General features: G+C 60.2%; 25 protein-coding genes. 20 read left to right on the forward strand and 5 right to left on the reverse strand.

Features of this window, described 5'->3' with window-relative positions; translation table 11 throughout:
- The first annotated feature begins 68 nt into the window (after nucleotides 1-68).
- Nucleotides 69-1,097 carry a GGDEF domain-containing protein gene (locus HW932_RS12950; protein WP_176976911.1) on the forward strand — a complete coding sequence of 343 codons (1,029 nt, stop codon included), beginning with the start codon at nucleotides 69-71 and terminating at the stop codon, nucleotides 1,095-1,097.
- A 55-nt stretch (nucleotides 1,098-1,152) separates the two neighbouring features.
- On the opposite strand, the gene HW932_RS12955 is transcribed toward HW932_RS12950, so the two are convergent.
- Nucleotides 1,153-2,154 (reverse strand): helix-turn-helix transcriptional regulator, encoded by a 1,002-nt coding sequence (locus HW932_RS12955; RefSeq protein WP_176976912.1) that lies wholly within the window; start codon nucleotides 2,152-2,154, stop codon nucleotides 1,153-1,155.
- Between the two features lie 165 nt (nucleotides 2,155-2,319).
- Between HW932_RS12955 and HW932_RS12960 the strand changes: the two genes are divergently transcribed.
- The 12 genes from HW932_RS12960 to HW932_RS13015 all read left to right on the forward strand — a co-directional run bounded on the left by HW932_RS12960 (nucleotide 2,320) and on the right by HW932_RS13015 (nucleotide 14,490).
- On the forward strand, nucleotides 2,320-3,891 hold the full coding sequence (locus HW932_RS12960; RefSeq protein ID WP_176976913.1) for a DUF2779 domain-containing protein: 1,572 nt from the start codon (nucleotides 2,320-2,322) through the stop codon (nucleotides 3,889-3,891).
- A gap of 30 nt (nucleotides 3,892-3,921) precedes the next feature.
- Nucleotides 3,922-5,481 carry an McrB family protein gene (locus tag HW932_RS12965; protein WP_176976914.1) on the forward strand — a complete coding sequence of 520 codons (1,560 nt, stop codon included), beginning with the start codon at nucleotides 3,922-3,924 and terminating at the stop codon, nucleotides 5,479-5,481.
- Complete coding sequence (locus HW932_RS12970; RefSeq protein WP_176976915.1) at nucleotides 5,481-6,851, forward strand: 5-methylcytosine restriction system specificity protein McrC; 1,371 nt, start codon at nucleotides 5,481-5,483, stop codon at nucleotides 6,849-6,851. Before HW932_RS12965 ends, HW932_RS12970 begins: the two co-directional genes overlap by 1 nt.
- A 132-nt stretch (nucleotides 6,852-6,983) precedes the next feature.
- Nucleotides 6,984-7,433, forward strand: a complete 450-nt coding sequence (locus tag HW932_RS12975; RefSeq protein WP_343047361.1) for a hypothetical protein — start codon at nucleotides 6,984-6,986, stop codon at nucleotides 7,431-7,433.
- On the forward strand, nucleotides 7,412-8,335 hold the full coding sequence (locus HW932_RS12980; protein WP_281358214.1) for a replicative DNA helicase: 924 nt from the start codon (nucleotides 7,412-7,414) through the stop codon (nucleotides 8,333-8,335). Before HW932_RS12975 ends, HW932_RS12980 begins: the two co-directional genes overlap by 22 nt.
- Nucleotides 8,336-8,438: 103 nt before the next feature.
- Nucleotides 8,439-9,737 carry a GGDEF domain-containing protein gene (locus tag HW932_RS12985; RefSeq protein WP_176976917.1) on the forward strand — a complete coding sequence of 433 codons (1,299 nt, stop codon included), beginning with the start codon at nucleotides 8,439-8,441 and terminating at the stop codon, nucleotides 9,735-9,737.
- Between the two features lie 151 nt (nucleotides 9,738-9,888).
- Nucleotides 9,889-10,758 (forward strand): hypothetical protein, encoded by an 870-nt coding sequence (locus HW932_RS12990; RefSeq protein WP_176976918.1) that lies wholly within the window; start codon nucleotides 9,889-9,891, stop codon nucleotides 10,756-10,758.
- Between the two features lie 205 nt (nucleotides 10,759-10,963).
- Nucleotides 10,964-11,332, forward strand: a complete 369-nt coding sequence (locus HW932_RS12995; protein ID WP_176976919.1) for a hypothetical protein — start codon at nucleotides 10,964-10,966, stop codon at nucleotides 11,330-11,332.
- 263 nt (nucleotides 11,333-11,595) lie between these two features.
- Nucleotides 11,596-12,363, forward strand: coding sequence for a hypothetical protein (locus HW932_RS13000; protein ID WP_176976920.1), 768 nt, complete (start codon nucleotides 11,596-11,598; stop codon nucleotides 12,361-12,363).
- The gene (locus tag HW932_RS13005; RefSeq protein ID WP_176976921.1) at nucleotides 12,360-13,682 is read left to right on the forward strand and encodes a hypothetical protein; all 1,323 of its coding nucleotides are present in this window, start codon (nucleotides 12,360-12,362) and stop codon (nucleotides 13,680-13,682) included. Before HW932_RS13000 ends, HW932_RS13005 begins: the two co-directional genes overlap by 4 nt.
- Before the next feature lie 134 nt (nucleotides 13,683-13,816).
- Complete coding sequence (locus HW932_RS13010) at nucleotides 13,817-14,077, forward strand: hypothetical protein (RefSeq protein WP_176976922.1); 261 nt, start codon at nucleotides 13,817-13,819, stop codon at nucleotides 14,075-14,077.
- An 11-nt stretch (nucleotides 14,078-14,088) separates the two neighbouring features.
- Nucleotides 14,089-14,490, forward strand: coding sequence for a type II toxin-antitoxin system VapC family toxin (locus HW932_RS13015; RefSeq protein ID WP_176976923.1), 402 nt, complete (start codon nucleotides 14,089-14,091; stop codon nucleotides 14,488-14,490).
- A 236-nt stretch (nucleotides 14,491-14,726) separates the two neighbouring features.
- Here the strand turns inward: HW932_RS13015 and HW932_RS13020 are convergent, their stop codons facing one another.
- A complete protein-coding gene (locus HW932_RS13020; RefSeq protein WP_176976924.1) occupies nucleotides 14,727-15,014 on the reverse strand; it encodes a type II toxin-antitoxin system TacA family antitoxin in 288 nt (95 codons plus the stop codon).
- A 328-nt stretch (nucleotides 15,015-15,342) separates the two neighbouring features.
- Here HW932_RS13020 and HW932_RS13025 point away from each other — a divergent pair, with 328 nt between their 5' ends.
- Together HW932_RS13025 and HW932_RS13030 are read left to right on the forward strand one after the other, a co-directional pair.
- On the forward strand, nucleotides 15,343-15,765 hold the full coding sequence (locus HW932_RS13025; RefSeq protein WP_176976925.1) for a hypothetical protein: 423 nt from the start codon (nucleotides 15,343-15,345) through the stop codon (nucleotides 15,763-15,765).
- 2 nt (nucleotides 15,766-15,767) lie between these two features.
- Nucleotides 15,768-18,041, forward strand: coding sequence for an AAA family ATPase (locus HW932_RS13030; RefSeq protein ID WP_176976926.1), 2,274 nt, complete (start codon nucleotides 15,768-15,770; stop codon nucleotides 18,039-18,041).
- A 46-nt stretch (nucleotides 18,042-18,087) separates the two neighbouring features.
- Here the strand turns inward: HW932_RS13030 and HW932_RS13035 are convergent, their stop codons facing one another.
- Nucleotides 18,088-18,405 (reverse strand): helix-turn-helix domain-containing protein, encoded by a 318-nt coding sequence (locus tag HW932_RS13035; protein WP_176976927.1) that lies wholly within the window; start codon nucleotides 18,403-18,405, stop codon nucleotides 18,088-18,090.
- Nucleotides 18,398-18,772, reverse strand: coding sequence for a type II toxin-antitoxin system RelE/ParE family toxin (locus HW932_RS13040; RefSeq protein ID WP_176976928.1), 375 nt, complete (start codon nucleotides 18,770-18,772; stop codon nucleotides 18,398-18,400). The genes HW932_RS13035 and HW932_RS13040 overlap by 8 nt, the downstream gene beginning before the upstream one ends.
- Nucleotides 18,773-18,838: 66 nt before the next feature.
- On the opposite strand from HW932_RS13040, the gene HW932_RS13045 reads away from it, so the two are divergent.
- From HW932_RS13045 to prfH, 4 genes are all read left to right on the forward strand, one after another.
- Complete coding sequence (locus HW932_RS13045) at nucleotides 18,839-19,099, forward strand: hypothetical protein (protein WP_176976929.1); 261 nt, start codon at nucleotides 18,839-18,841, stop codon at nucleotides 19,097-19,099.
- Nucleotides 19,100-19,303: 204 nt separating this feature from the next.
- Complete coding sequence (locus tag HW932_RS13055; RefSeq protein WP_176976931.1) at nucleotides 19,304-19,645, forward strand: hypothetical protein; 342 nt, start codon at nucleotides 19,304-19,306, stop codon at nucleotides 19,643-19,645.
- Nucleotides 19,646-19,656: 11 nt separating this feature from the next.
- Nucleotides 19,657-20,838: an RNA ligase RtcB family protein gene (locus HW932_RS13060; protein ID WP_176976932.1), complete on the forward strand. Its 1,182-nt coding sequence runs from the start codon at nucleotides 19,657-19,659 to the stop codon at nucleotides 20,836-20,838.
- Nucleotides 20,835-21,470 carry a peptide chain release factor H gene (prfH, locus tag HW932_RS13065; protein ID WP_176976933.1) on the forward strand — a complete coding sequence of 212 codons (636 nt, stop codon included), beginning with the start codon at nucleotides 20,835-20,837 and terminating at the stop codon, nucleotides 21,468-21,470. The genes HW932_RS13060 and prfH overlap by 4 nt, the downstream gene beginning before the upstream one ends.
- Nucleotides 21,471-21,498: 28 nt before the next feature.
- Here prfH and mnmG read toward each other — a convergent pair whose 3' ends face one another.
- Nucleotides 21,499-23,388, reverse strand: a complete 1,890-nt coding sequence (gene mnmG, locus HW932_RS13070; RefSeq protein ID WP_176976934.1) for a tRNA uridine-5-carboxymethylaminomethyl(34) synthesis enzyme MnmG — start codon at nucleotides 23,386-23,388, stop codon at nucleotides 21,499-21,501.
- A gap of 194 nt (nucleotides 23,389-23,582) precedes the next feature.
- Here mnmG and HW932_RS13075 point away from each other — a divergent pair, with 194 nt between their 5' ends.
- Nucleotides 23,583-24,527 (forward strand): AAA family ATPase, encoded by a 945-nt coding sequence (locus tag HW932_RS13075; protein ID WP_176976935.1) that lies wholly within the window; start codon nucleotides 23,583-23,585, stop codon nucleotides 24,525-24,527.
- The last annotated feature ends 10 nt before the right edge of the window (nucleotides 24,528-24,537 follow it).

A 24,537-nucleotide genomic window follows, 5' to 3' on the forward strand; every position in this document is an offset into this window, starting at 1 on the left:
CGGCGTGACCCGCGATGTGCACACCGGCCCCTTGGTGTGTCAACACATTCTCGGCGGATCAAGCAGCGATGAACGTCAACCGGATGGATTTCAGGGACGACCTGAACACGGCCTCGGACTATCTACGCATGGCGGTGCCGCAAATGGTGCGCCGCCGCATCCCGCCGACACCCTACAACTATGCACTCTGGTACGCCCACGTCCAGAACGCCTATCCGGATCTGAGCCGCTCGCTGCTGGCCGAGTTTCCGGAAAACGGCCACTACGACCCCGAGAAGAGCGAATCGCTGTTCTTCGAATATTTCGTCAAGCATTACCTGCCGACCAGCCCCCAGGCGCGGGATCTCATCGCCGATATCGTCACCAAGCTGACCCAGGCGGTCTCACGCAGTCTGCGCGGCACTCAGGATTATGGCGCCAGTCTGCGTGAGGCGATGACGGTCTTCGAGGAGGACGCCATCGATCCGGAACGCATCCGCGCCATGGTCGGTCAGTTGCTCACCGAAACGCGCGATCTGGAGAGCCTGACCCAAGCCTTCCAGAGCGAGCTGCAATCGGCCGGCGCCCAGGTCGAGCGGCTCAAGCGCGAGCTGGAGGAGAGCGAACGGCGCGCGCGTCTGGATGCACTGACCAAGATCCCCAACCGGCGCGGCTTCGACGAGGCGCTGGCCCAGTCGCTCTCGGGCGGCGACGACGAGTCGACCTGTCTGATGCTGATGGATCTCGACCACTTCAAGCGGCTCAACGACACCTATGGTCATCCGATGGGCGATCGGGTGCTGGAGATCGTCGGCAGTGTCCTGGCAAAAGTGCAGAGTGATCGGGTATTCGTTGCGCGCTACGGCGGGGAAGAGTTCGCGGTCATCGTCCATGACGAACTGGAGGTCGCTCAGATGCTCGCCGAGCAGATCCGGCGTCAGGTCGCGGCCCTGCAGATCAAGCGCAAGAGCACCCAGGACACCATCAGCGCGATCACGGTCTCCATCGGTCTGACCCGCTTCCGGCCGGGTGAGACGGCCGAGTCCCTGATCGAGCGTGCCGACACCGGACTCTATCGCGCCAAGGAGGGCGGACGCGACCGGGTGGTGATCGCTTGAGGGTAGGCGCTCCACCTTCGCTGGCGGGAGGGGCTGAACGGTTGCCGGAAATCGATCAATAGAGCGCCGCCGCCTTGCGCGTCTGAGCCGCGACGACGCGGCGCAGATCCGGCGGGGCGATGACCTCCAGCTTGTCGCCAGCCCCCAGCAGCCAGCGCAGCAGTTGTCCGGTCGAGGGTACCCTGGCCCAGACCCTCAACTCGAACTCCGAGTCCGGCGGCTCGTCCTCCAAGCGTTGCCCGGAGGCGAGCGGACAGACCCGCAGCACCTCGGCCAGATAGCCGCGTACCCGTAGCTCCAGGTCGATCGTCTCGCCCACCCCGAAGTCGGCCCGCCCATCGGCGATGGCCGCATCCAGATCGAAGCCATCGGCGGCACGCGCCTCGACCTCTGGCAGGAGTTCGGCGCGCGTCATGCGATGCAGGGCGTAGAGACGCACCGGCGCATCTTCGTCATCCTTGAGCGCAAACAGGTATGGAATCGGGCCGCGCTGGACCAGGGCCTGTGAGTGCAGGTCGGACTCACGACGCTCGCCCGTGGGCTTGAGATAGCGCACCCGCAGCACGCGCCGCTGGATCAGCGACTGGATCACGGCGCGCAGCACACCGTCATGGAGTTCCACTGATTGCAGGCGCAGGGTATCGGGCAGGATGCGCAGACGCGAATCGTCGAGCTTGGGGCCGTCGGTGGTGGTGAGCAGATAGCGCCAGACCCGATCGAGCTGACGTCGCGGCAGGGTGGCTCCGGCCTGGGTGAGCACCTGTTTCCACAGCCAGTTCCAGACGGCCGGATCGTCGTCCGGGTCATCCATCACACGCCGGTAGCGTAGCGGCTTGCCGTTCGGATTGACGACCGCGATCCGACCATCGTGCACCAGTTCCTTCAGATCGCGTTGCAGGGCGCGACGGGTGGCCGATTCGCTCGCGCCTTCGTAGATATCGCCGATCAGGTCGAGTAGGCGGCTCACGTCCGGGCAACGCTCGGCGCGGCCCTCGACCGGCAAGCAGGCTTCGAGCTGTTTGAGCCGCTCGATGCGGCTGAGATGGGCGGCGCTCATGAGGTGCCTCGCGTGCGACAGGGTCTGACGTCTGCGTGTGATTTACTCAAGGCTAACGATACTGGATCGATCCGGCAAGCGGCTTCGGCAGTCTACCGCGATGCAGCACGGCCCGGATCATTGCTCATGGCGGAATCCACTCTATCACTGCTTGAGGTTCGGACGATGGCCCATGGATTATCGAAATCGCGTCTGATGGACTGGCGCCAGTGCCCGCGCAAGCTGTGGCTGCGCCTCAATCGGCCCGATCTGGTCGAGCATTCCGCCGACACCGAGACGCGCTTTCGACTCGGCTTCGAGGTCGGTGAAAAGGCGCGCGAGTTGTTTCCCGACGGACGGCTCATCGATTCGCCCGATCCGACCGAGGCGCTGGAGCAGACGCAGCAGGCGCTGGCGACCGATCCGGGCCAAACGCTGTTCGAAGCCGCGTTCGCGCGCGATGGGGTGCTGGTGCGTGTCGATGTCCTCCGACCGGAGGCCGGCGGGTATCGGCTCATCGAGGTCAAGGCCTCCACCCAGGTCAAGGACGCTCAACTCAGCGATATCGCCATCCAGCGCTGGGTCGTTCAGGACAGCCTGACGATGACGGCGACGACGCTGGCCCATGTCGACAATCAGTTCGTCTATCGCGGTGCCGGCGACTATCGGGGGCTGTTGCGGCTGGCGGCGGTCGAGACCGAGATCGCCGAGCGGCTGGCGGAGATCCCGGACTGGGTCGCTCAGGCCCGTGCCACGCTGTCGGGCGCCGAGCCGTCGATCAAGCCGGGCGTGCACTGTCAGGATCCCTATGACTGTCCTTTTCAGGGGCATTGCGCCCCGGTGCAACCTCAGCCCGCCTATCCGTTGAGCGATCTGCCGTATCTGAGCGGTTGGCGTTTGCAGGGTCTGGAGGCGCTGGGCATGACCGAGGTCGGCGACATCCCCGAGGACTATCCGCTCACCGAGCGTCAACGCCGGATCGCGGATGTCGTGCGCACGGGGCAGGTCTTCTGCGATCCGCAGGCGGCGCGGGTGCTGGAGCGTCTCGGCTGGCCGCGCTATTACCTGGATTTCGAGACGCTGACCTGTGCAGTGCCGCCCTGGGTCGGTACGCGACCCTATCAGCAGCTGCCGGTGCAGTGGTCCTGTCATGTGCAATGGTGGCCGGGGTCGACCGCGCCTTCGCTCTATGTGTTCGACGGCGAGGCGGAGCCGTTGCGCGCCTTTGCCGAGACGTTGATCCAGGCGGTCTGTCAGCCCATCGATCCGGCGCGGATTCGTTATCCGCTCGAATTTTCGGGTCCGGCATCGATTACATGGGAGTGTTTTCCGGAATGGGCGGCGAGCGGTTCGATCCTGGTCTACAACGCGGCTTTCGAGCAGCGCATCCTGCGTGAGCTGGCTGAGGCGCTGCCCGATCTGGCGCCGGAACTCGAAGCCATTGGCGCGCGTATCGTCGATCTGCTGCCGATCGTGCGGGAGTACTACTATCATCCGGATCAGCATGGTTCCTGGTCGCTGAAGGCGGTGCTGCCGACCATGGCGCCTGAACTGAACTATGATGCTCTTGTGATCGGTAATGGGAGCGAGGCCAGCGACGCTTGGCGCGAGATCCTGCATCCGGAGACGCCAGAGTCACGCCGGGAGGAATTGCGTCGGGCGCTGATCGATTACTGTTTGATGGATACCTGGGCGTTGATTGCGATTGAGCACTATTTGATGCGAGCAAGTGTTCAATCGTGCTGTAATGACAAATAGCAAGTCACAATCATTCGAAGAGAGAAAACCATGACAATCTGGAGAATGGCTATTGATACGGACTACTCAAGCTATGCGGAAATTTACAACCGTCATGTCGTCGCGGCGGGATGGTCAGGACTGGGAGATATTTCTTGCTTATATCATTCCTGTCGAGCTGGCAATCTAGATTGGGATCAAGCGCATAGCATTTTGACTCATCTCGCAGGAGTTCAAGTAGGACACGACCCTAACGAGACCAAGTTTTGCAATACTTTTTCTCGATTGCTTTTTGAAATTCAGGCTGGAGACATCATTATTGCCTATGAAGGAACTCAAGCTTGCGGAATTTGCCAGATATGCGATTGTTTTACCTATATTTACGACGGCCAATTTGAATATGCGCAATGTTTGTATGGTGTAAATTGGTTAGACTGGAATGATTTTAATCAATTTATAATCGACTTAGGTAGCAATCCAATTCCCGACCGCGGAGGAGCTTACGGTCCAATAGGAATTGATCGCAGGAAGCAGGATATTCATGAAATCCAACGTCATTGGGCTAATTATTTCATAGCACATGCTGAACAGACATGCTCACGAGAAATATTACAACACTGCGAGGAAAGCCAAGCAAAGCTTGAAAAGCTTACAAATCAATGCGCTAAAAAAATCGCATACTGGAGAACCATGCTGATGCACGCAAAAATTGAAATCATACTCAAGCTGGCGAAGCAGATTATTTTATATGGCCCACCTGGAACAGGAAAAACATATCTTGCCAAGCAGTTTGTCGAACGACACTGGAATCTGTCTTCTGACCGATATAAAATCGTTCAATTTCATCCGGCCTACAACTACGAAGACTTTGTTCGTGGCATTCAAGTCAGCACGGAAGATGGGCAGGTTCAATACAATACTGTCCACCGCGTCTTTAGCAATCTATGCAACCTTGCTTTGCATGACCCGAAAAGCAAATTTGTTCTGATTATCGACGAAATCAACCGCGCCAATCTCGCTGCTGTTCTGGGCGAGCTAATTTACGGACTCGAATACCGTAACCAGGCAGTGCATACGCCTTATGAAGTCGGTGGCAGCTTCGATTTGATTATCCCGAAAAATCTCTACATCATCGGCACCATGAATACCGCAGACCGCTCGATCGGCCATATCGATTATGCAGTGCGGCGGCGGTTTGCTTTCGTGCCAATGACGCCTGATCGAAAAGTCATTGGGCAAACCGTTGCAACACATGGAGATCTTCAAACATCTGCACTGCAACTCTATGATGCGGTTGCATTGTTGTTCTCAGGAGACAACGCAAAATTGACGTCCGACTTCTTCGTCGATGATGTCCAACCGGGGCATACTTATTTTTTAGCCGAATCTTGCGATGAGTTGCTGACCAAATTCGTTTATCAAGTTCTGCCCTTGCTGCATGAATATGTGAAGGATGGCGTCTTGGATCCGGATGCAAATCTAACGATTGCGGATCTTGCAATAGAGCTTAAGCAACCGATTCGCCCAATGCAAATCGCAAAACAACTGCGTAGCACCCTCCCCTGCTTCCAAAATCAACCTCAAGCAGATGTCGCCAACGGTGCAGAATGATGCGCTATCCGGTCGATCCAGCAGCACTCAAAAACGCGCATGAGTGGAAACCACTAGAACTCCTTGAACAAGGGGGCGTCGATTTGGCGAATGTTGTCGGCCTGCAAACGGATCATGCCTGGCGTCAAGTTTATGCTAAAGCCGATGACCCGGTTTATACCGATAATCCCTGCACTCTGGGCCTGCATTGGAGCTATGATGGAAAGATCAAACCATCACATTTTATCGGCGCGGTCAATCTGTCATTCGGCGTTGAACAGCATCCCTTCGTGGTGAAACCGCGCACCTTACTGGAAAATCAAGCACCAGTCGACTACGGCGCGATGTTCGCATCTGTTCTCGCTACCCCAAGCCACGTCACCGGCATGGAACTGAATTGGCTGTTTGGCTGCGATCCGGATGCTCGGCCGATTCGGGCTGTCGGTCTGCCACAGCTCACGCTACTGGAGGTCACAGCCTTTCTAGCCACAACCGCCCGCTTTGTGAAACGGCATCTGCGCCAAGGATTCGTGCAGGTGCGCGAAAATCTAACGGGACGCGCACGCGGACGGATTCTAATCGCCGACCAAATCCGGGAAAATCTGGTACGCGCACGACCTGATCGAATGGTCTGCGCCTATCAGCAATTCAATCTGGATACGCTGGAGAACCGATTGCTGAAGGCCGCGCTCGAAGTTTGTACTCGCTGGATTGCCTCCAACCCGCATTACCCGCCTCAATTGCAACACTGGGTCTGGGCAATTCGCGCAGCACTGGCTTCAGTACCTGAATATCGCCCCCATCCGAGCGACTGGTCGCGCGTTCGCAAAAAAGGATTGATGGCTACCTATGAGCAACCGCTGGCCATGGCACGCCTGGTGCTCACGCGGCTGCATCTGCGGCCGAATGGTCAAGCTGAAGAATCTGAGCGGACGCTGCCGTTTTTTCTCGATGCCAATCGTCTCTTCGAAGGCTGGGTTGGGGTATGCTTGAATAAAGTTTGCAATTTAGTACAGGCACAGGAATGGAAAACGCTGAATATTTACGGACATTCTTACAATTTTAGACCGGATTTCATTATCAAATATAATGAACAGCAGATCGTCGTCGATAGCAAATATAAACCTGGTGGTCCCGAATTACAGGATCTGTACCAAGTTATCGGTTACGCGCGACTGCTTGCCAACCCCGAGCCCATAGGTGGAGACTGCAATCAGCGCATAGAGGGATTGCGCGAAGCCTGTCTGGCGATTCCAGGACAACCGGCTAACGACGCTAACCAAGCCTTGGAGCAATTTGCTGAAGCTTGGCCTGAACGATTCAATAAAGGGCGCTGTTGGCCTGATGGGTTTCAATTGACCCTAGTCGAAGTACCGCTTCCCCAAACCTGAAAAGCTGATTGCAACGATAGAACAGCGTCACGATCGGCTTGGAAGAGGATCCGCGACTTGAAACACACCACGATTGATGAAGACACCTCGGACTTAAAACAATCCGAGCACTCACCCTCGTCGCCACTGGTGGTGATCGCCGATCTGCACGGTCATCTGGATCTGTTGGAACGCCTGCTGGCAACAATCGATCAATACGATCCCCAAGCGCGGATCGTCACGCTTGGCGATTATGTCGACAACGGCCCTCAGACCCTTGTTCATGCCCGACGCGCTTCGCGACAAGCAATTGGCCATGGTAGACGACCCAACCTGGGAGCGAACCGTAGTCAGCGCCCATACGCACTTGCCCGGACATTCAGTCTGGTTCGGCGAGCGGCGTGTCACTGTTTCGGCGACGTCGGACCATGGCGGCGGTCTCCTCGCCGTCGCCTTGGCCGAGCGACGGTGCTGGCGGGCGACGGAGGATGGAGTTCGGGAAATAGTACTCACATGACAGCTAGTTTCACGCCTTTAGCCAGCACTTTTTGTGCTTTTCAAGGGCATGGAGATCAAGCCGCATGCATCGCCGAACCTTCTTAAAAACCTGTGGCGTGGGGGCATTGCTCGCTTCGGGCGCGGGTCGCGTGTTCGCCCTCGACATCCCAGGCACGTGTTCAACCGAGACGACAACCGGATCATCAATCACCAGAGTGGCAACCGGCTTTGCCGAACTCGACCGGATGACCATGGGACTGCACTCTTCGGAACTCACACTCGTTGCAGGACGCCCTGGCATGGGCACTGGGAGCTTCGTTCAATGCGTCGCTGAGGAAGTCGCGGTTCAGGCACAGCGTCCCGTCGCCTTCTTCAGCCTGCGGTTGCCACGGGAGACGCTCTTCGAGCGCCTGTCGGCCTCACGAGCCCACGTCCTTCTCGGGGACGGGCGCGCGCATCCGTTCCAGACCGATGAGCGTGAACGACTCATCGCCGCCAAACACCGTCTGCTCAGCGCTCCCCTGTACATCGATGATACCCCGGCAATATCGCCCTCGGAGGTACGCGAGCGCGCGACGGCGCTCAAAGACAGGCACAACGACCTCGGGCTGATCGTGGTGGATTATCTGCAACTGATGTCGGGCGCCAACGCCCTGAAGGAGCACGCCGCCACCGAGACCGTGGGTAGCCGCGCCCTGGAACTGTCGGATATCGCCCAAGCACTACAGGCAGTGGCACGCGAACTCGAGGCGCCGGTACTCGTGCGTGCCCTGCTGGCTCGCCATATCGAATACCGTTCAGACAGACGCCCAAGACTGACGGATCTGAGCCGATCCGGCCCCATCGCACCACACGCGGATCTGGTAATCTTCCTCTACCGCGACGAGGTCTATGAACAGGACAGTCCGGACGCCGGACTCGCCGAGATCACCGTCGCCAAAACGCACCACGGCACGACCGGCACCGTGCGTCTGGCTTGTTCGAGCCTCCGATGCCGGACATCCTGAACGTCTGTCGCCCACGCGCCCGGAGGGAGGTATTAGCCGCTTCAGTCCACACGCGCGAAAAGCGCGTGCGCCCCCTTCTCCGAATCCAGGACAGGAACCGCCGATGACGCCCGCCCATGCGCTCGTGTTGAGCTTGGCCAAACGCTGGCTGAGCGATGTGCTGCCACCCTCCGTCAAGCAGGAGCTGGACGCGGACTTCTCCATTGCCGAGGACGTTCTGGCCAACCATCCCGCTGCCTCGGCCTGGCTGGAGAACACCCGGCTCCAGCAACACTGGGACGAGATCCTCGAAGAGCCGCCCGCCGATCCCGCCCAGGCCGATGCGTTGCGCCAAGCCCTGTTCGAAGACCGTCAGATCGAGGTCGATTACCGCAAGCAGGGCACGACCCAGCGGGCGCGGCTGCATCCCTTCGGCTGGACCCAACGCAATGGCGTGCACTATCTGGCCTGCACCTTCTGGAACTTTGGCAATCCGCGCTGGCTGGCCGTGCATCGGGTGCAGTCCGTGACGCCCCTTGATGCACCCGCACGCCCGCCGCTCACCCCGGAACAGCGGGCGGCGTTTCTCGACCGCTCACCGGTTCCGGCGACCGCCGCGCACGGCGCCGTGATCGCGCTGGACGTCGAGTTCCAGTCCGCGCTCTATGACGCCATTCGTGAGCGCCCGCCGCGCGGTACTCAGAAGATCGATCCGCCCGCCGACGGCTGGTTTCGTCTGCGGGCCGAGGTGCCGGATACGCTCGGGCTACGCTGGTGGCTGCTCGGGTTCAACGCCCAGGTGCGGATCCTGCAACCGGAGTCGCTCCAACGCGAATTACAGGGGCTGCTGTTCGACCGGCTGACCGGGCTGGTCAACCGTCACGAAGGCGAGCGCGTCCTGCAGCGGCGTCTGGCTGAGACCCAACGCACCCATCAGCCGCTGTCGCTGGTGCTGCTGGATCTCGATCACTTCAAACAGGTCAACGACGGCTTCGGGCACGACTTCGGTGATCGGGCGCTGCAGCATGTCGCGCAATGCCTGAGCCGGACCTGTCGCGCGATGGATCTGGCGGTGCGCTATGGCGGCGAGGAGTTCCTGATTCTGCTCCCCAACACCACGGGGGCAGACGCGGTCGTGATCGCCGAGCGCCTGCGCGGCACACTGGAACAAACGCCCCTGACGCTGACGCCGGAGGCTATCGAGCACCACGCCCGTCTCGGACCGGACCGGCTGAGCGAGATGCGCCTGAAACGGGAAGGCGACGCCCTGTACCTGACCGCCAGTCTGGGCGTGGCGAGCGAGACGGGGCAATCGGATGAGTCGCTCGATGACCTGGCCAAACAGCTGCTCGATCGCGTCGACCAGGCCCTGTATCGGGCCAAGCATGAAGGGCGCAATCGCGTCTGCGCCGATCCGGCTTGAGCGCCCGTCGGCGCTCCTCCGCGTCCCCTTCCCCACGTTTGAGCCGCTCAGTGCGGCGCGAATGGTTGGCGCTGAAAGGTCGTATGCGACAGGGTCTGACGTTGGGGTGTGCTTTACTGGTGGCTGATGCTCAACCCACTGAGGATGGACCATGTCAGACTCCAATCCGCGCGATCTCATCCGGCAGGACATCGACGACAGTCGCCGCGATGGTCTCAGTCTCGCTACCGCAATCGTGATCCGGGCGGAAGACTCCTGGATCGGGGTCGGGATGGAGTACGAGGCGATCCGGGCGCGGCATGGCCGGATGCATGAAGACTGGACGCCGACGTCGCAGCGGCTGTTGTCCAGGGACGAGAACGGACGGTCTTACGATCAGGTGAACATCGTGCTGAGCGACGGGCGGGAGTTGTCGTATTTCTTTGATATCACGGATTTTTATGGTCGAGAGGTGTCGATGACTGACGACATCAGGGCGATCCTGGAGGATGAGGGCGCTGAGCCGGGCAGTCGGAGCCTGGGTAATGAAGAGGCGTGCTTTGAGACAGCGGTGGTCATCCGGGCCGATACGATCTGGAGCAGTCTGTGTGAGGAGTACGAGTATCTGAGTCGCCTGCATCCGCTCAAGCATCGTCAACACTGGAAAGACTGGACGGTGCGGGTAGAGGCCTGCCTGTGCAGAAACGGTCGGTATTACGACCGGATCGCGGTTGTCTCGGCGTCTGGAGCGTCGCAAACCTATTGCTTCGATATGACCAACGGCTACGAAGACGGTCTGCACACGGTTGACGTCAAGCAAGGGCTGATGGAAACGATCCGGAATCCATCGTCCTATTTCCGGGTCAAGCTCGACATGGCCGCGACGGCGCGTTTGATGCGCTACCCCGAGGCTGAGGTCATGTGGGCCGAGGTCGTGGCGCTGGCGCATCAGTATTTCGAGCGCAAGAAGGCCCGAGCGGTGTTGGCGGAGGCGCTGGTGCGGGAGCGGGCGTTTTTGCGCGAGTGGAACGATTCCGATTAGGACGTGAGCCGTTTTTCGGCGGACGAGTCCGGGTCGACGGCGCGGGAGAGGTCGTCGTTCTCGGTCCCGCGGCGGTTCGTGAGGTGAGCGGCGTTTTCTGCGATGTCCATGTACCAAAACGGCCATGAAACCAGCGACAAACAGTTCAGGGAGCAGCGTCAACCAGGGTCAAGCAGGCCTCTTTTGGTTTTACAAACATCGGCTCATGGCCAGTCCGATTCCGCTGGATCAGGCGGAAGCGCGTGGCGCCAAGCGTGATAGTCCCGAGGCGCATATCGCTGTCTGGCCGAGCATGGTGGCACGGTACAAGGCCGAGTGGCCGATCCTGAGCATCCTGGAATACGACGAGGTGCCGCGCGGGCGGGTGATCTTCGACACGGCGACGCAGACGTTCATCGTCTACATGGATGCGACTCTGTTCGCCGAGCCACGCCTGAGCCTAAACGTAGTTCGGGAGGCGCTCAGCGCGGCGTTTCAACTGCATGGACAGCGCGTCTGTTTTGCGACCGATCCGCATTATTGCGTCGATTTCTGGGAGGAGTATGATCAAGCCGTTTTTCCACACGGGCGATGAAGTCGCGCGCGGATGTTCGGTGCCAGAATGAAGATCCGCGCCTTGAAAAGGCAATGATCATCCAGGCCGATATGGTGTCATCAAAAAGTGACGCATGTCGCGTTTCGTTTCAACCACTATTCCCTTAAGTCATATTGTTGCTACACTTCTGACGCAGTGTGCGGCATCGACTTGGCCGTGACGTGTCTGCGGCCTTGCTGACTTCAGTCTGTTGCGGCAGATATGAACTTGTAAGCCAACATCTTTTGAGATTAGGAGGAACCGTGTTCAGCAAAAAATTTTTGTTTTTTATTGCATTTTTACTAGTAGCGCCACAGGCTAATGCTTTTTGGGGGTTCGCAACAAAATCAATAGCTGCAATTGCAAAAAATACAAAAGTGCTGGATGAAAGTGAAATTATCAGGCTTTCAGCGCTTTCAGATGAAATACAGGGGACCGCTAAAGTTGGGAAAGAGTTAGGCAAATTGAATTTGCCTGACGAAGTTCTTGAAGATACATTTTTAAGAATTGCTATTCATCAGAACAAAATCAGCAGGGAAGCAGCGGAAGAGATGTTCCCAAGATTAAGTGGCGTGCCAGGGTTTCGCTCAACCTTAAGAAAGATAATAGGCAATAGTGATGCAGGGACGGCCGGGCATTTAAACGAGATTCAAATCGCGGATTCTGCTTTAACCAATGGATTCAAGGCTTTAGGAATAGGAGAGAAATTTATTGACGGATTAAAAAAAGGGCCTACAGATATTGATGTATTGCTTGGAAAAGAAGGCAAGATATTCGCTATTGAGGCAAAAAACTATGCTGCAACAACAAAAATACCAATGGATAAATTTAGAGCCGATTTAGACAGCTTGGTTATGTACAAAAAAACGGATAAAAATATTATCCCAATATTTACCATAACCAATAAACCAAACGATCTAGGTTATTTGAGAATGTTACAGCACGAGGCTGATAAGCGAGGGGTTCAGATTTTATTTGGCTCGCCTCAAGAACAAGTTGAACAAATTAGAATGCTTGGGGAAATATTATGAGATCATCTATTTTCTTAGTAATTTTGATATACGCTCTTCCAGATATAGCAAGCGCTGCAACCGAATATGCTACTTTCGGAGCTTTTTATAAGGAGTCTTCTGCGATAGGTTGGGTTTTAGCTGCTGTAGTAGCATTGTTTATCGGCGCTATAATATTTTTTACAGGTGGCACGGCAAGCCCCATTGTTCTGAGTATTGGATCATGGATTGGCGGAATGATGGGGCTATCGGGCATTGCTGCTACTAACGCAGGTCTCGCTTTACTTGGCGGTGGCTCAATCGCATCTGGTGGTTTTGGCATTATTGGTGGGACAGCATTGTTGACTGCTGCCTTATCTTTTGGAACCGATGTTGTAATTGACTACACTATAGGAAAAGCCGTTAGTGAGTATAAATACAGCAATCTTGTTGAAAACAGTAAAAACATGCCTACCCTTCCATTGCCTATGAATGATTCTGGGCCAAAGGCATATAAAAATGCGATTAAAATATTAGATAAATCAAACGAAGAATCGCCAATATTTTCTAGTGAAAATCAAGATTTGATAAAAAAATCTATAGCAATGCTTGAAGAAAGCGCTAGAGATTCACCAGACACAGATGATCTATCAAAAAATCTTTCCCTTTTATCTTTGCTTTATTTTGTTTCAAATGACTATATTGAAGCAAAAAAATATTCAAATTTGGCAATAGATTCCGCCAGAAAATCCAACATCAGGAGGACTCTTCCGGCATTTGTTTATGCAACAAGCACGTTGTACGAAAACGAATTTGATTTTAGCGCGACAACAAATAATTACTTCAGGTACTCAGTCCTTGCTGAACCGGATAACCCATTAGTTCCGCTGCTTTTTTCTATATATTTAGATAGATTACTGCTTAGGTTCAATGACGGGTACTTAGATGAAAAATCTTTAAATGAGATTTTCGAAATAATGAAATCGCCCGCACTTGAGGATGTAAGGGTGCTAAATTATACCGCATTGATTTCGAGGTACTTTATTCGCTTAAAGCTAGAGCAGCAAAAAATAACATCTTTAGCGTCTACAGCCAATGAAACGATAAAAAACAATCCAAAAACATTGGCAGTCGTGATTGATTCACTAAATCGATACACCATCCTTGCACAAGATTCAAGCAGCATTATGAGTCATTTTCTGGCATTGGATTTAGGCGAAGAAGATAGACTAAAGGCGTCCGAATTCCATAATTTGATAGTAAATTATATTCAAGACAAGGAAAGGCTTGCGTCGCTTGTTGATAATTTAAAAAATCATCAGGAAAATCTGCTAAAAAACAAACATTGGTGGTCAAGATAAATCTGTGCATAATTCTGCGCTTGTCGTAGCGATCTGGACAGCGGCTTCTCTAGCTCCTACGCTTCGGCGTGGGAGCAAAGCCCCGACGCTCCAGCGTCGCGGCGTCAATACGCACCGCCAGCGCGAGGCTAATCATGCAATCCATCGAATTCGAGACCCGGTTGCAAGACGGCGTGATTCATCTGCCCGCCCTTTATCGGAATTGGCGGGATAATCGCCCCGTCAAGGTCATTCTTCTCGCCGCCGATCATGAATCACAGACAACGCCGCTCGATGCGACTCAACGGCTTTGCGCCATTCTGGAGATCGGCCGGCTCTGCGCCGCTGCGCCGGAGCTTGATCCGCGCAGCACGGATGAAATCATTGGCTATGACGCCAATGGCCTGCCGACCTGAAAGTTGCTTGCATGGTCATCGATACATCAGCGCTGATCTGCATCCTGCTCGACGAGCCGGAAGCCGAACGCTATGCAGGTTGTTTGGCGGAGACGGATGCGCCGTTTGTCATGTCGGCGGCAACCTGGCTGGAAACCATGCTTGTCATGAGCGGGCGGCGGGGTGAGGTGGGCGTGCAAAGTCTCGACGCATTGCTCAAACTCGCATCGATCGAAATTGTCCCCGTGGATGCCGCGCTAGCGGGCATCGCCTATCAGGCTTGGCTGCAATACGGTAAGGGTCGGCATCCCGCCGGTTTGAATTTTGGCGACTGTTTTTCTTATGCCCTGGCTAAGCAACGTCAGGAATCTCTGCTGTTTAAGGGCGAGGACTTTTCCAAGACTGATATCAGCAGAGTGCCGTCGATTCCGTAGAGCGGCATCCCCACCTTCCGTGACGCCCTGACGGGCCTCTGGTCGCAGTTCGAGGCCGAACGGCTGGCCACTGGATCGCCTGGCCGCCGTCAATCTTCGTGACACAGCGGCGCAGATCCTGCCTGAGCTGGTCGCGCGGGCTTTCCAAAAACACGCAAGCGCCCACCTCTCCTAATGCCCACTTCAAAGCCGCTTGGCCATCTCACTGAGCGGAACGATCCGAATCCCGGCGGCAGTCACGGGCGCGGCTCGGTCAAGCGACGATAGCGCTCGATGGCGCGCTCCATGGAAGGCGTCAGCGGCTCGGGATCGAGCACGGATTCGGCAAAGCGGCGCTGATCTTCCACCGACAGGCGAATCAGGCCGACTTCCTCAATGGTCCGATAGGCCATCTCTTGCGCCGCCGCCACAACGAAGTCACTGACACTGCGTCCCTGGAGTTCGGCGGCACGCTTGAGCACGGCCAGCACTTCGGGGGTCATCCGAGCCTCGAAGCGGGCGGTGCGGATCGACTCTCTGGGCATCTCGATATCCTCGTGTTGTTCTCACTGAAAGTACGTAATCGAGCCGTACCTTTCAAGCGAATTGCTCCTTTACGACAAGGTCTGACGTCGGACTGTGATGTACTGAAGGCTCGCGACCCCGAACCGATTCAGCCGACCGCGTTGCCCGAAAACCGGACAAATAGGGTTCCGTCACTGAACGCGGCTCGCTCGCCGGCGGCCGTGCTCGCGCTCCACCCGCTCCAGGCTCTTTGACAATACGGATCCATACTGCGCGCCCGCCCCACGGACAGGCCGGACGCGCCACGGTGTTTTCCATCTCCAAACGTACAACCCGGAGGTCTCCGCGATGAAACAGCGTCCCAACCACCTCTCCTCGCGCGAATTGCTCGCACGCATCGGACTGAACGAAGACGACCCGCGCTCCCTGCTCGACGACGACGAACCTCTGGAGGATCTCAACGGCGATCTCGGCGCCGCGTTGCGCGATCGCTACCGGCTCCTGACCACGGCGCATCGCTTCGCCCCCGGCGATCTCGTGACCTGGAAGCCGGGACTCAAGAACAAGCGTCATCCCCACTACGGTCAACCGGCGGTGGTGATCGAGGTGCTCGACACCCCGGTCCTCGACCGCGAGGACGAAGCCGGCAGCACCTATTTCCGCGAACCGCTCGATCTGGTGCTCGGCCTGATCTGGGACTCCGATCCCGGACGCGGCGAGCTGATCAGCTTCCATTACGACAGCCGCCGGTTCCAACCCTGGCAGGAGTAACGATGAACCCGAATACCAGACCCCATCGCACCCTGTGGCGCCGTGATTTCAGCCCCGTGCCCGCCGCTGAGCGCCGGTTGGCGCATCTGGCGCTGAACTGGCTGCGCGTCGAGTCGCCTCTGGCCGACCAGCCCTCTCCGCATCTGGCCGACCAACTCTCCGAGGATCACAACCTCACCGCCCTCTGGCAACTGACGCGCCCGCTGCTCGACGCCGAGGCGGTCAAACACTGGATGCTGGGTGTGGTGTTCGAGCAGCACGCGGCCAATGAAGCGGAAGCGGAAGAGGAGAATCAGGAATCCTGGCTTCGTGAGCTGCAACGCCAACGCCACGAGACGGAGTGCGCCGACTTCGATCCCAACGCCGATCCGATCCAATACTCGGGCATGTCACGCGCCTTGCGCGAGTTCTTCAAGACCGTGCCGAGCTGGGTGTATCAACGCCTCGCCGCACTCGACACCGAACCGGCCCTGTCGCCGACGCTGATCCTGCTCGGGGAGGCGCTGGAAGTGGAGGCCACCAGTCTGCGCGTGCTCGATTTCCTGGAGCTGCGCGAGCAGTCCGAACCCCTGCGCATCCTGCTCGGGCGCTCGCGGCGTCACGGATTGCGGCTCAATCTGGAGCGTCTGTCTCGACTGCTGGGTCTAGAGCTGAGCCTGATCCGCAGCGCGCTGTCCCGCCGCGCCCCGCTACGCGCCCTGGGGCTGCTCGAACGCGAACGCCATCCGACCGACCTGGACGACTTCCTCTCGCCCAGCCCGCTGTTGCGCGAGGTGCTGGAGGCGGCGCCGACCGATATCGAGGGTCTGCTGGCGTTGCTGATCGAACCGGCGCCGCCCGGTCAGTGGCGCGTGCCGGACTTCCCGCATCTGGCTGAGGCCGCCGAGCGCACGCGCACCGTGCTGACCCAAGCGGCGGCCACGGGCACGGCGGGCGTCAATGCGCTCTTCTATGGTCCGCCCGGCACCGGCAAGACCGAACTGGCGCGCGCGCTGGCCTCCGCCGCCGGTCTGCGCGCCTATCAGGTGCGCAGCAGCGATGAAGACGAAGATGGACTCGACCGCGAGGGACGGCTGTCGGCCTATCTGGTCGCTCAGCGACTGTTGGCGCGGCGACGCGATGCGGTGCTGATCTTCGACGAGGTCGAGGATGCCTTCGAGTCGGGCGACAGCCTGTTGTCGCTGCTGCGCGGCGAGTCGGTCACGGGACATCAGAAGGGCTGGATGAACCGCATCCTGGAAGAGAACCCGGTCCCGGCGATCTGGATCAGCAACCGCACCTCGGGGATGGACGCGGCCTTTCTGCGTCGCTTCCTGCTGCCGCTGGCCTTCACCCTGCCGCCGCGCTCGGTGCGTCGGCAGATGGCCGAGCGTCATCTCGGGGATCTGGGGCTGAGTCCGGATCTGCTCGACGAGCTGGCGGCGGATACGGCGCTGGCCCCGGCGCAACTCGGGGCGGTGCGGCGGCTGCTGGATCTGCAACCGGAGTCGGCCCCCGAGCCGACGGTGCGCGCCGGGATCGCGGCGTTGCGGCAGCTGCTGCATGGGGCGCCCGCACCTCGCCGGCGCACGGCGGCCACGCGCTTCGATGTCGCCTATCTCAACCTGGGCGGCAGCCTCAATCCGAGCGCGCTGGTGCGGGCGCTGGAGCGTCAGGGGCACGGGCGGCTGTGCTTCTATGGCCCGCCCGGCACCGGCAAGACCGCCTTCGCCGAGGTGCTGGCCGAAGCGCTCGACCGCGAACTGGTCGCCCGTCAGGCCTCTGATCTGCTCTCGCCCTATATCGGCGAGACCGAGCACAACCTGGCGCGCCTGTTTCGCGAGATCGATCCCCGGCATACGGTGCTCCTGCTCGACGAGGTCGACAGCTTCCTCGCCGACCGGCGTCAGGCCCAGCGTAGCTGGGAGCGCACCCAGGTCAATGAGCTGTTGCAGCAGATGGAGCGCTTTCCAGGCATCTTCGTTGCCGCCACCAACCTGATGGCGGGACTCGATGGCGCGGCCCTGCGTCGCTTCGACTTCAAGCTGCACTTCCGGGCGCTGACCGGCCCGCAGCGGATCGCGCTCTTTGCCCGCGAGGCGCTGGGCGATGAACAGGCGCCGGTCCCGCCAGCCTATGGGCGTCATCTGGAGACCCTGCAAGGACTGACGCCGGGCGATTTCGCCACCGTCTGTCGTCAGCAAGCCCTGCTCGGCGAGACGCTCACGCCCGAGCAGTTCCTCAAGCGCCTCATGGCCGAATGGCGCCTCAAGAGCGAGGAGGCGCGGATGGCCTGACGGAACCCTAATCTGCCCTCTTGATCGGCTCCGGAAGTCCGGACATTCAAGCCAGGCTTTGAATGCCGTGCTTCTCGATGACGGTCAGGAGGCGCAGCGCCGGTCCGCCGGGGCGCTTGACGCCGCGCTCCCAGTCGGAGATCAGGTTTTTGCTGACGTTGAGATAGCGGGCAAAGACCGGCTGTGAGAGATGTTCGCGTTCGCGCAGGGCACGAATCGCCTCGGGCGGAAAGGACGCCACCGGCGTCAGGCAGGCGTCGTCGAACTCGCGCAGGGTCTGCTTGTCGATCGCGCCTAGATCGTGCAGGGCTTCCATCGTCTCATGAATCGAGGCCAGCGCTTCACTGCGGTACTGTTTAGTCATGACCATCCACCTCCCAAAATTGCCCGCTCTGGATCAGGGCTGCGATTTGCTCGTCCGTCAGATCCAGGACATGACGGGCGGATTTCTTGAAGGCCGCGTCTTCCTCGGCGCTGATGTTGGCTTGGTCACTCTTGGCGAATCCGTAGACGAAGAAGGCGCGATGGGCCTGGCGATACAGGATCAGTGTGCGATAGCCGCCTGAGCGTCCTTGTCCAGGGCGAGCCACGCGCTGCTTGATGACGCCGCCGCCGAGGTCTGCATCGATCAAGCCACGTTCGGCTCGCTGGACCGCCTCGCGTAACATCGCCGCCGGAATCTTCTGTTTGCGCGCGAAGCGCTCGAACCAGGCATTTTTGAAGATCCTCACACGCCGTTGCTCTCTGCTTTTATATCACACTAAGTATCATACAATAGTGATCTCTGCTCAACCTGCATGCAAGCCATCGAATTTGAGGCCCAATTGAAAGACGGCATGATTCGCCTGCCCACCCCATACCAACATTGGCGGGACAACCGTTCGGTCAAGGTCATCCTGCTCGCCACGGAAGACGCCCCCCAAACCAGGCCATCCGACGCGAGTCAGCGGCTCACCGCCATTCTGGAAATCGGCTGCCGCTGTGCCGCCGCGCCGGAACTCGATCCACGTAGCCCGGATGAAATCATCGGTTACGACGCCGACGGGCTGCCGGCCTGAAGTTGAACTCCATGGTCATAGATACCTCGGCACTGATCTGCATCCTCCTCGACGAGCCGAAAGCCGAGCACTATGCGCGCTGTTTGGCCGAGAAGGACTTTTCCAAGACCGATATCATCAGTGCGCTGTAGGCTTCGCGACAAATTTTGTCGCGCCAATAGGCTAGACTTCGGTTTCCCGATCTCATCTTGGAGTACGGCTTCGATGACCAACACGCCCCGTCATGCAACCGGCGCGCGCCCGGCCCTCTGGATGCTGCTGATCCTGCTCCCGCTGAGCACACTGGCCGACTCGGCCCTGAGTCCGGCACCAATCCTGAAACACGGCGCCTGTCCCAGCGGCTACAGTCCAAGCGGCGCCTATTGTGTCCCAGGCTCGAAAGCGCGCCTGGCCATCGACAAGCTCGGCGCCTGCCCCAGCGGCTACACGCCCAGCGGCGCCTATTGTCTGGCGGGTTCACAGGCACGCGCGGCCATCGCCAAGATCGGCAGTAGCTGTCCGTCCGGTTGGTCGCCGAGCGGGGCCTACTGTCTGCGCCGACGCTGAGGACGACACGCATGATCACAGCCACCACCACCGAATCAATCATCACCCCGCGCGTCATCGCCTCACCGTCGAGTTGGATCGAGGGCGAAGCCATCCGCCAGCTGGAGCAGACCGCCCGTCTGCCGGGGATGCGCGCCGCCGTCGGCCTGCCCGACCTGCATCCAGGCAAGGGCTATCCGATCGGTGCGGTCTTTCTGAGCGAACGGATCTATCCGGCGCTGGTCGGCAACGACATCGGCTGCGGCATGGCGCTGTGGCAAACCGAACTGACGGCCCGCCGCTTCAAGCCCGAGCGCGCTGCCGAACGCTTGCAGGGACTCGAAGGCCCCTGGGACGGCGATCTGGACGCCTGGCGCGCCGACTGGAATCTGGAGCCGACGCCCTTCGACAGCGCGCTCGGCACCATCGGCGGCGGCAACCACTTCGCCGAGTTGCAGGTGATCGAAAAGGTGCTGGACGAGACCGCGCTCGCCGCCCTGGAACTGGAGCCCGAGCGCCTCTGCCTGCTCGTCCACAGCGGTTCGCGCGGCTTGGGCGAGTCGATCCTGCGCGCCCAGGTCAACCAGTGGGGCCATGCGGGTCTGGCACCGGACAGCCCGGAAGCCGAGGACTATTGCGCCCGTCACGATCAGGCGCTGCGCTGGGCCGAGGCCAACCGCGCCCTGATCGCCGCACGACTGCTCGACGCGCTGGGCACGGAGGCCGAACAGCGGCTGGCGGTCTGGCACAACGGCGTCGAGCCGGTCGACTGGCACGGCGAGCGGCTGTGGCTGCATCGCAAGGGCGCGGCGCCCGCCGATCGCGGACCGCTGGTGATCCCCGGTTCGCGCGGCAGCCTGTCCTATCTGGTCGCACCGACGGGCGACGGCGAGACGAGCCTGCGGTCGCTCGCCCATGGCGCCGGACGCAAATGGAAACGCGGCGAGGCGCGCGCGCGACTGAGCGGACGTCAGCGCCCCGAGGATCTGGCCGTCACCGCGCTTGGCGGACAGGTGATCTGCGAGGACAAGGAACTGCTCTATGACGAAGCGCCCGAGAGCTACAAGGGTATCGAGCGTGTGATCGGCGATCTGGTCGCGGCCGGACTCTGTCATCCCATCGCCACCCTGTGTCCGGTCCTCACCTACAAGGTGCGCAAGGCGGAACACCAGCGCCCTGGCCGCGCACGTCAGACCGAGAGGCGTCGGCGATGAGCACTCCGACTCTATGGCTTCAGATGTCCGCCGGACGCTGTCCGTCCGAGTGCGAATGGGTGGTCGGACGGCTGGTTCCGGTGCTGACGCGCGAACTGACAGCGCGCGGACTGGCCGTCGAAGAGATCGACCGCGCCCCTGGCACGAACACCGGAGACGCACGTTCGGTACTGCTGCGGGTGAGCGGACCCGAGGTCGCGTCTCGGGTCGCCGACTGGTTGGGCACGGTTCAATGGATCGGCGCCAGTCCTTATCGACCGCATCACAAGCGCAAGAATTGGTTCGTCAGCGTCGCGGCTTTCAGTGAGCCGTCAGCCGAGCACTGGAACGAACGCGAGCTGAGCATCGAGACCCTGCGTGCGAGCGGTCCAGGCGGACAGCACGTCAACCGTACCGAGAGCGCGGTGCGCATCACCCATCGTCCGACCGCGTTGAGCGTGCTCGCCCAGGAAGAACGCTCGCAGCACCTCAACCGCCGACTGGCATTGGCGCGACTCGCCGCGCTGCTGGCCGAGCGCGCCGAGCAGCAATCCCGCGCCGCCGAGGATCAACGCTGGCGCCAGCACACCCAGCTCGAACGCGGCAATGCGGTTCGGATCTATCGTGGCGCCACATGGCAACGCGAGCGCTGATCGCAACCACATCGATTGCAGAACCGCCTCAATCGATCCCCTTCGAACTGGCCTGCCGCTTCAGGTGGATGAGCAGCAGCGACACCGCCGCTGGTGTGACACCGGGAATACGCGCGGCCTGTCCGATGGTCGCCGGACGCACCCGCATCAGCTTTTCGCGCACCTCGACCGAAAGTCCGCGCACCTGCGCATAGTCGAAGCTATCGGGCAGCGGCTTGAGTTCCTGCTCGCGCTGGCGCTCGATCTCAGCGCGCTGGCGGTCGATGTAACCGGCGTAGCGGGTCTGGATCTCCAGTTGCTCGGCGACCTCGGGCGCGACCGGCTCGGGCGGTTCGCCGGTCAGCGCCCGGATGCCGTCATAGCCGACATTGGGCCGCGCCAGCAGATCGAGCGCACGGGACTCGCGGCGCAACGGCTCGCCTAGCACCTGCGTCGCCAGCACCGGATCGAGCGTCTCGGGTCGCACCCAGGTCTCGCGCAAACGCTGACGCTCGCGCTCGATAGCCTCGTGCTTGCGCTCAAACTGCCGCCACTGTTCATCGCCGACCAGACCAAGCCGACGCCCGATCTCGGTCAGACGCAGATCGGCATTGTCCTCGCGCAGCAGCAGCCGGTATTCGGCGCGACTGGTGAACATGCGATACGGCTCATTCGTCCCGCGCGTGATGAGATCGTCGACCATGACCCCAAGATAGGACTCATCGCGGCGCGGATGCCAGGGTTCGCGCTCCTGCACCTGGAGCGCGGCATTGGCCCCGGCCAGCAGTCCCTGAGCGCCCGCTTCCTCATAGCCGGTGGTGCCGTTGATCTGACCGGCGAGAAACAGCCCCGACAGGGGTCGCGTCTCCAGCGAGGGTTTCAGATCGCGCGGATCGAGGAAGTCGTACTCGATCGCATAGCCGGGCCGGGTCAGATGCGCGCGTTCCAGCCCGACGATCGAGCGTACCAGCGCCTCCTGGATGTCATAGGGCAGACTGGTCGAGATGCCGTTGGGATAGACCTCGTGGGTCGTGAGTCCTTCCGGCTCCAGAAAGATCTGATGCGAAGTCTTGTCGGCAAAACGCACGATCTTGTCCTCGATCGAGGGACAGTAACGCGGCCCAACCCCTTCGATCACCCCGGTGAACAGCGGCGAGCGCGATAGCCCCGAGCGGATGATGTCGTGGGTGTGCTCGCTGGTGTGGGTGATGTGGCAGCTGACCTGACGCGGATGGTCCTCGGGCCGGCCCAGGAAGGAGAACACAGGCACCGGATCGTCGCCCGGCTGCTCGGCGAGCCGGCTGTAATCGATACTGCGCGCATCGAGGCGCGGCGGTGTCCCGGTCTTGAGCCGCTCGATGCGAAACGGCAGCTCGCGCAACCGTCGCGCCAGCCCGTTGGAGGGTGGATCGCCGGCCCGACCGCCCTCATAGTTGGACAGACCCACATGGATGCGACCGCCGAGGAAGGTGCCGACCGTGAGCACCACGGCGCGTGCCTGGAATTCCAGCCCCATCTGAGTGCGCACGCCGGTCACGCACTCGCCGTCGACCAGCAGATCCTCGACCGACTGCTGGAAGATCGACAATCCCGGCTGGTTCTCCAGCGCCGCGCGCACGGCGGCCCGGTAGAGCTGACGGTCGGCCTGGGCGCGGGTGGCGCGCACCGCCGGCCCCTTGCTGGCGTTGAGGATGCGGAACTGAATGCCGGCACGATCGGCGGCGCGCGCCATCAGGCCGCCCAAGGCGTCGATCTCGCGCACCAGATGCCCCTTGCCGATGCCGCCGATGGCCGGGTTGCAGCTCATCTGGCCTAGAGTCTCGATGTTCTGGGTCAGGAGCAGGGTGCGCACACCGCCGCGCGCAGCGGCCAGCGCGGCCTCTGTGCCGGCGTGGCCGCCGCCGACCACGATCACGTCATAGGTATCGCTTGCAAGCATCGAAGAGCAGGTCCGTGGAGGGTATGACAAAAGAGGGGCAGGCAGTGTAGGCGATTTGCCGCCGATCTTGCACCCTGCCCGAAGCGCGTGCGGCCTGGAAAACAACACGGAAATCCTGTGGAATTCAGTCATTCCCGATTCAAAACCCGCGTTTCGGCCCCGAACCGAGCGCCAGCGATCTCACCGAGTCCCAGATGAGCTTACATCCGACATCCAGTCCCGCCCGACCCAATCTCGCCGAGAGCATCCTGCTGGAGGCCGGCGCCGTCATCCTCGGCAAGGATCGCGAACTGCGTCTGGCACTGGCCTGTCTGCTCGCGCGCGGTCATCTGCTGGTCGAGGATCTGCCGGGCGTCGGCAAGACCACGCTCGCGCATCTGCTGGCGCGACTGCTCGGGCTGGACTATTCGCGCATCCAGTTCACCAGCGACCTGCTGCCGGCCGATGTCATCGGCGTCTCGGTCTATGATCGCGCCTCCGAGAGTTTCCGCTTCCATCCCGGCCCGATCTTCTCGCAACTGATCCTCGCCGACGAGATCAACCGCGCCACGCCCAAGGCGCAGAGCGCGCTGCTCGAAGCCATGGAGGAACGTCAGGTCACGGTCGAGGGCGAGACGCGGCGGCTGCCCGAACCCTTCTTCGTCATCGCGACCCAGAACCCGCTGTTCCAGGTCGGCACCTTTCCGCTGCCCGAGTCGCAGCTCGACCGCTTTCTGATGCGCATCCATCTCGGCTATCCAGCCGCCGAGCAGGAAAAGGCGCTGCTCGCCGGCGAGGATCGGCGCGAGATGGTCGCGCGCCAACGACCGGCGCTGACCAACGCCGAGCTGATCGAATTGCAGAAGTCCGTGATCCGTATCCATGCCGCATCGCCGATCATCGACTACATCCACGCCATTCTTCAGTTCACGCGCGGCTCGGAACGCTTCGCCTATGGACTCTCGCCGCGCGCCGGGCTGGGTCTGTTGCACGCGGCCAAGTCCTGGGCTCTGCTCGCCGGGCGCGACTATGTGATGCCTGAGGACGTGCAGGCGGTGCTGCCGGCGGTGGCGGTGCATCGCTTGACCGGGGGCGAGCCGGGGCAGCGGATCGGGGACGACGAGGTAGCGCGCTTCATCCTGACCAACGTGCCGGTTTGAATCGAACGGG

The organism is Allochromatium humboldtianum, assembly GCF_013385175.1.
In the GTDB taxonomy this organism is placed as follows: Bacteria; Pseudomonadota; Gammaproteobacteria; order Chromatiales; family Chromatiaceae; genus Thermochromatium; species Thermochromatium humboldtianum.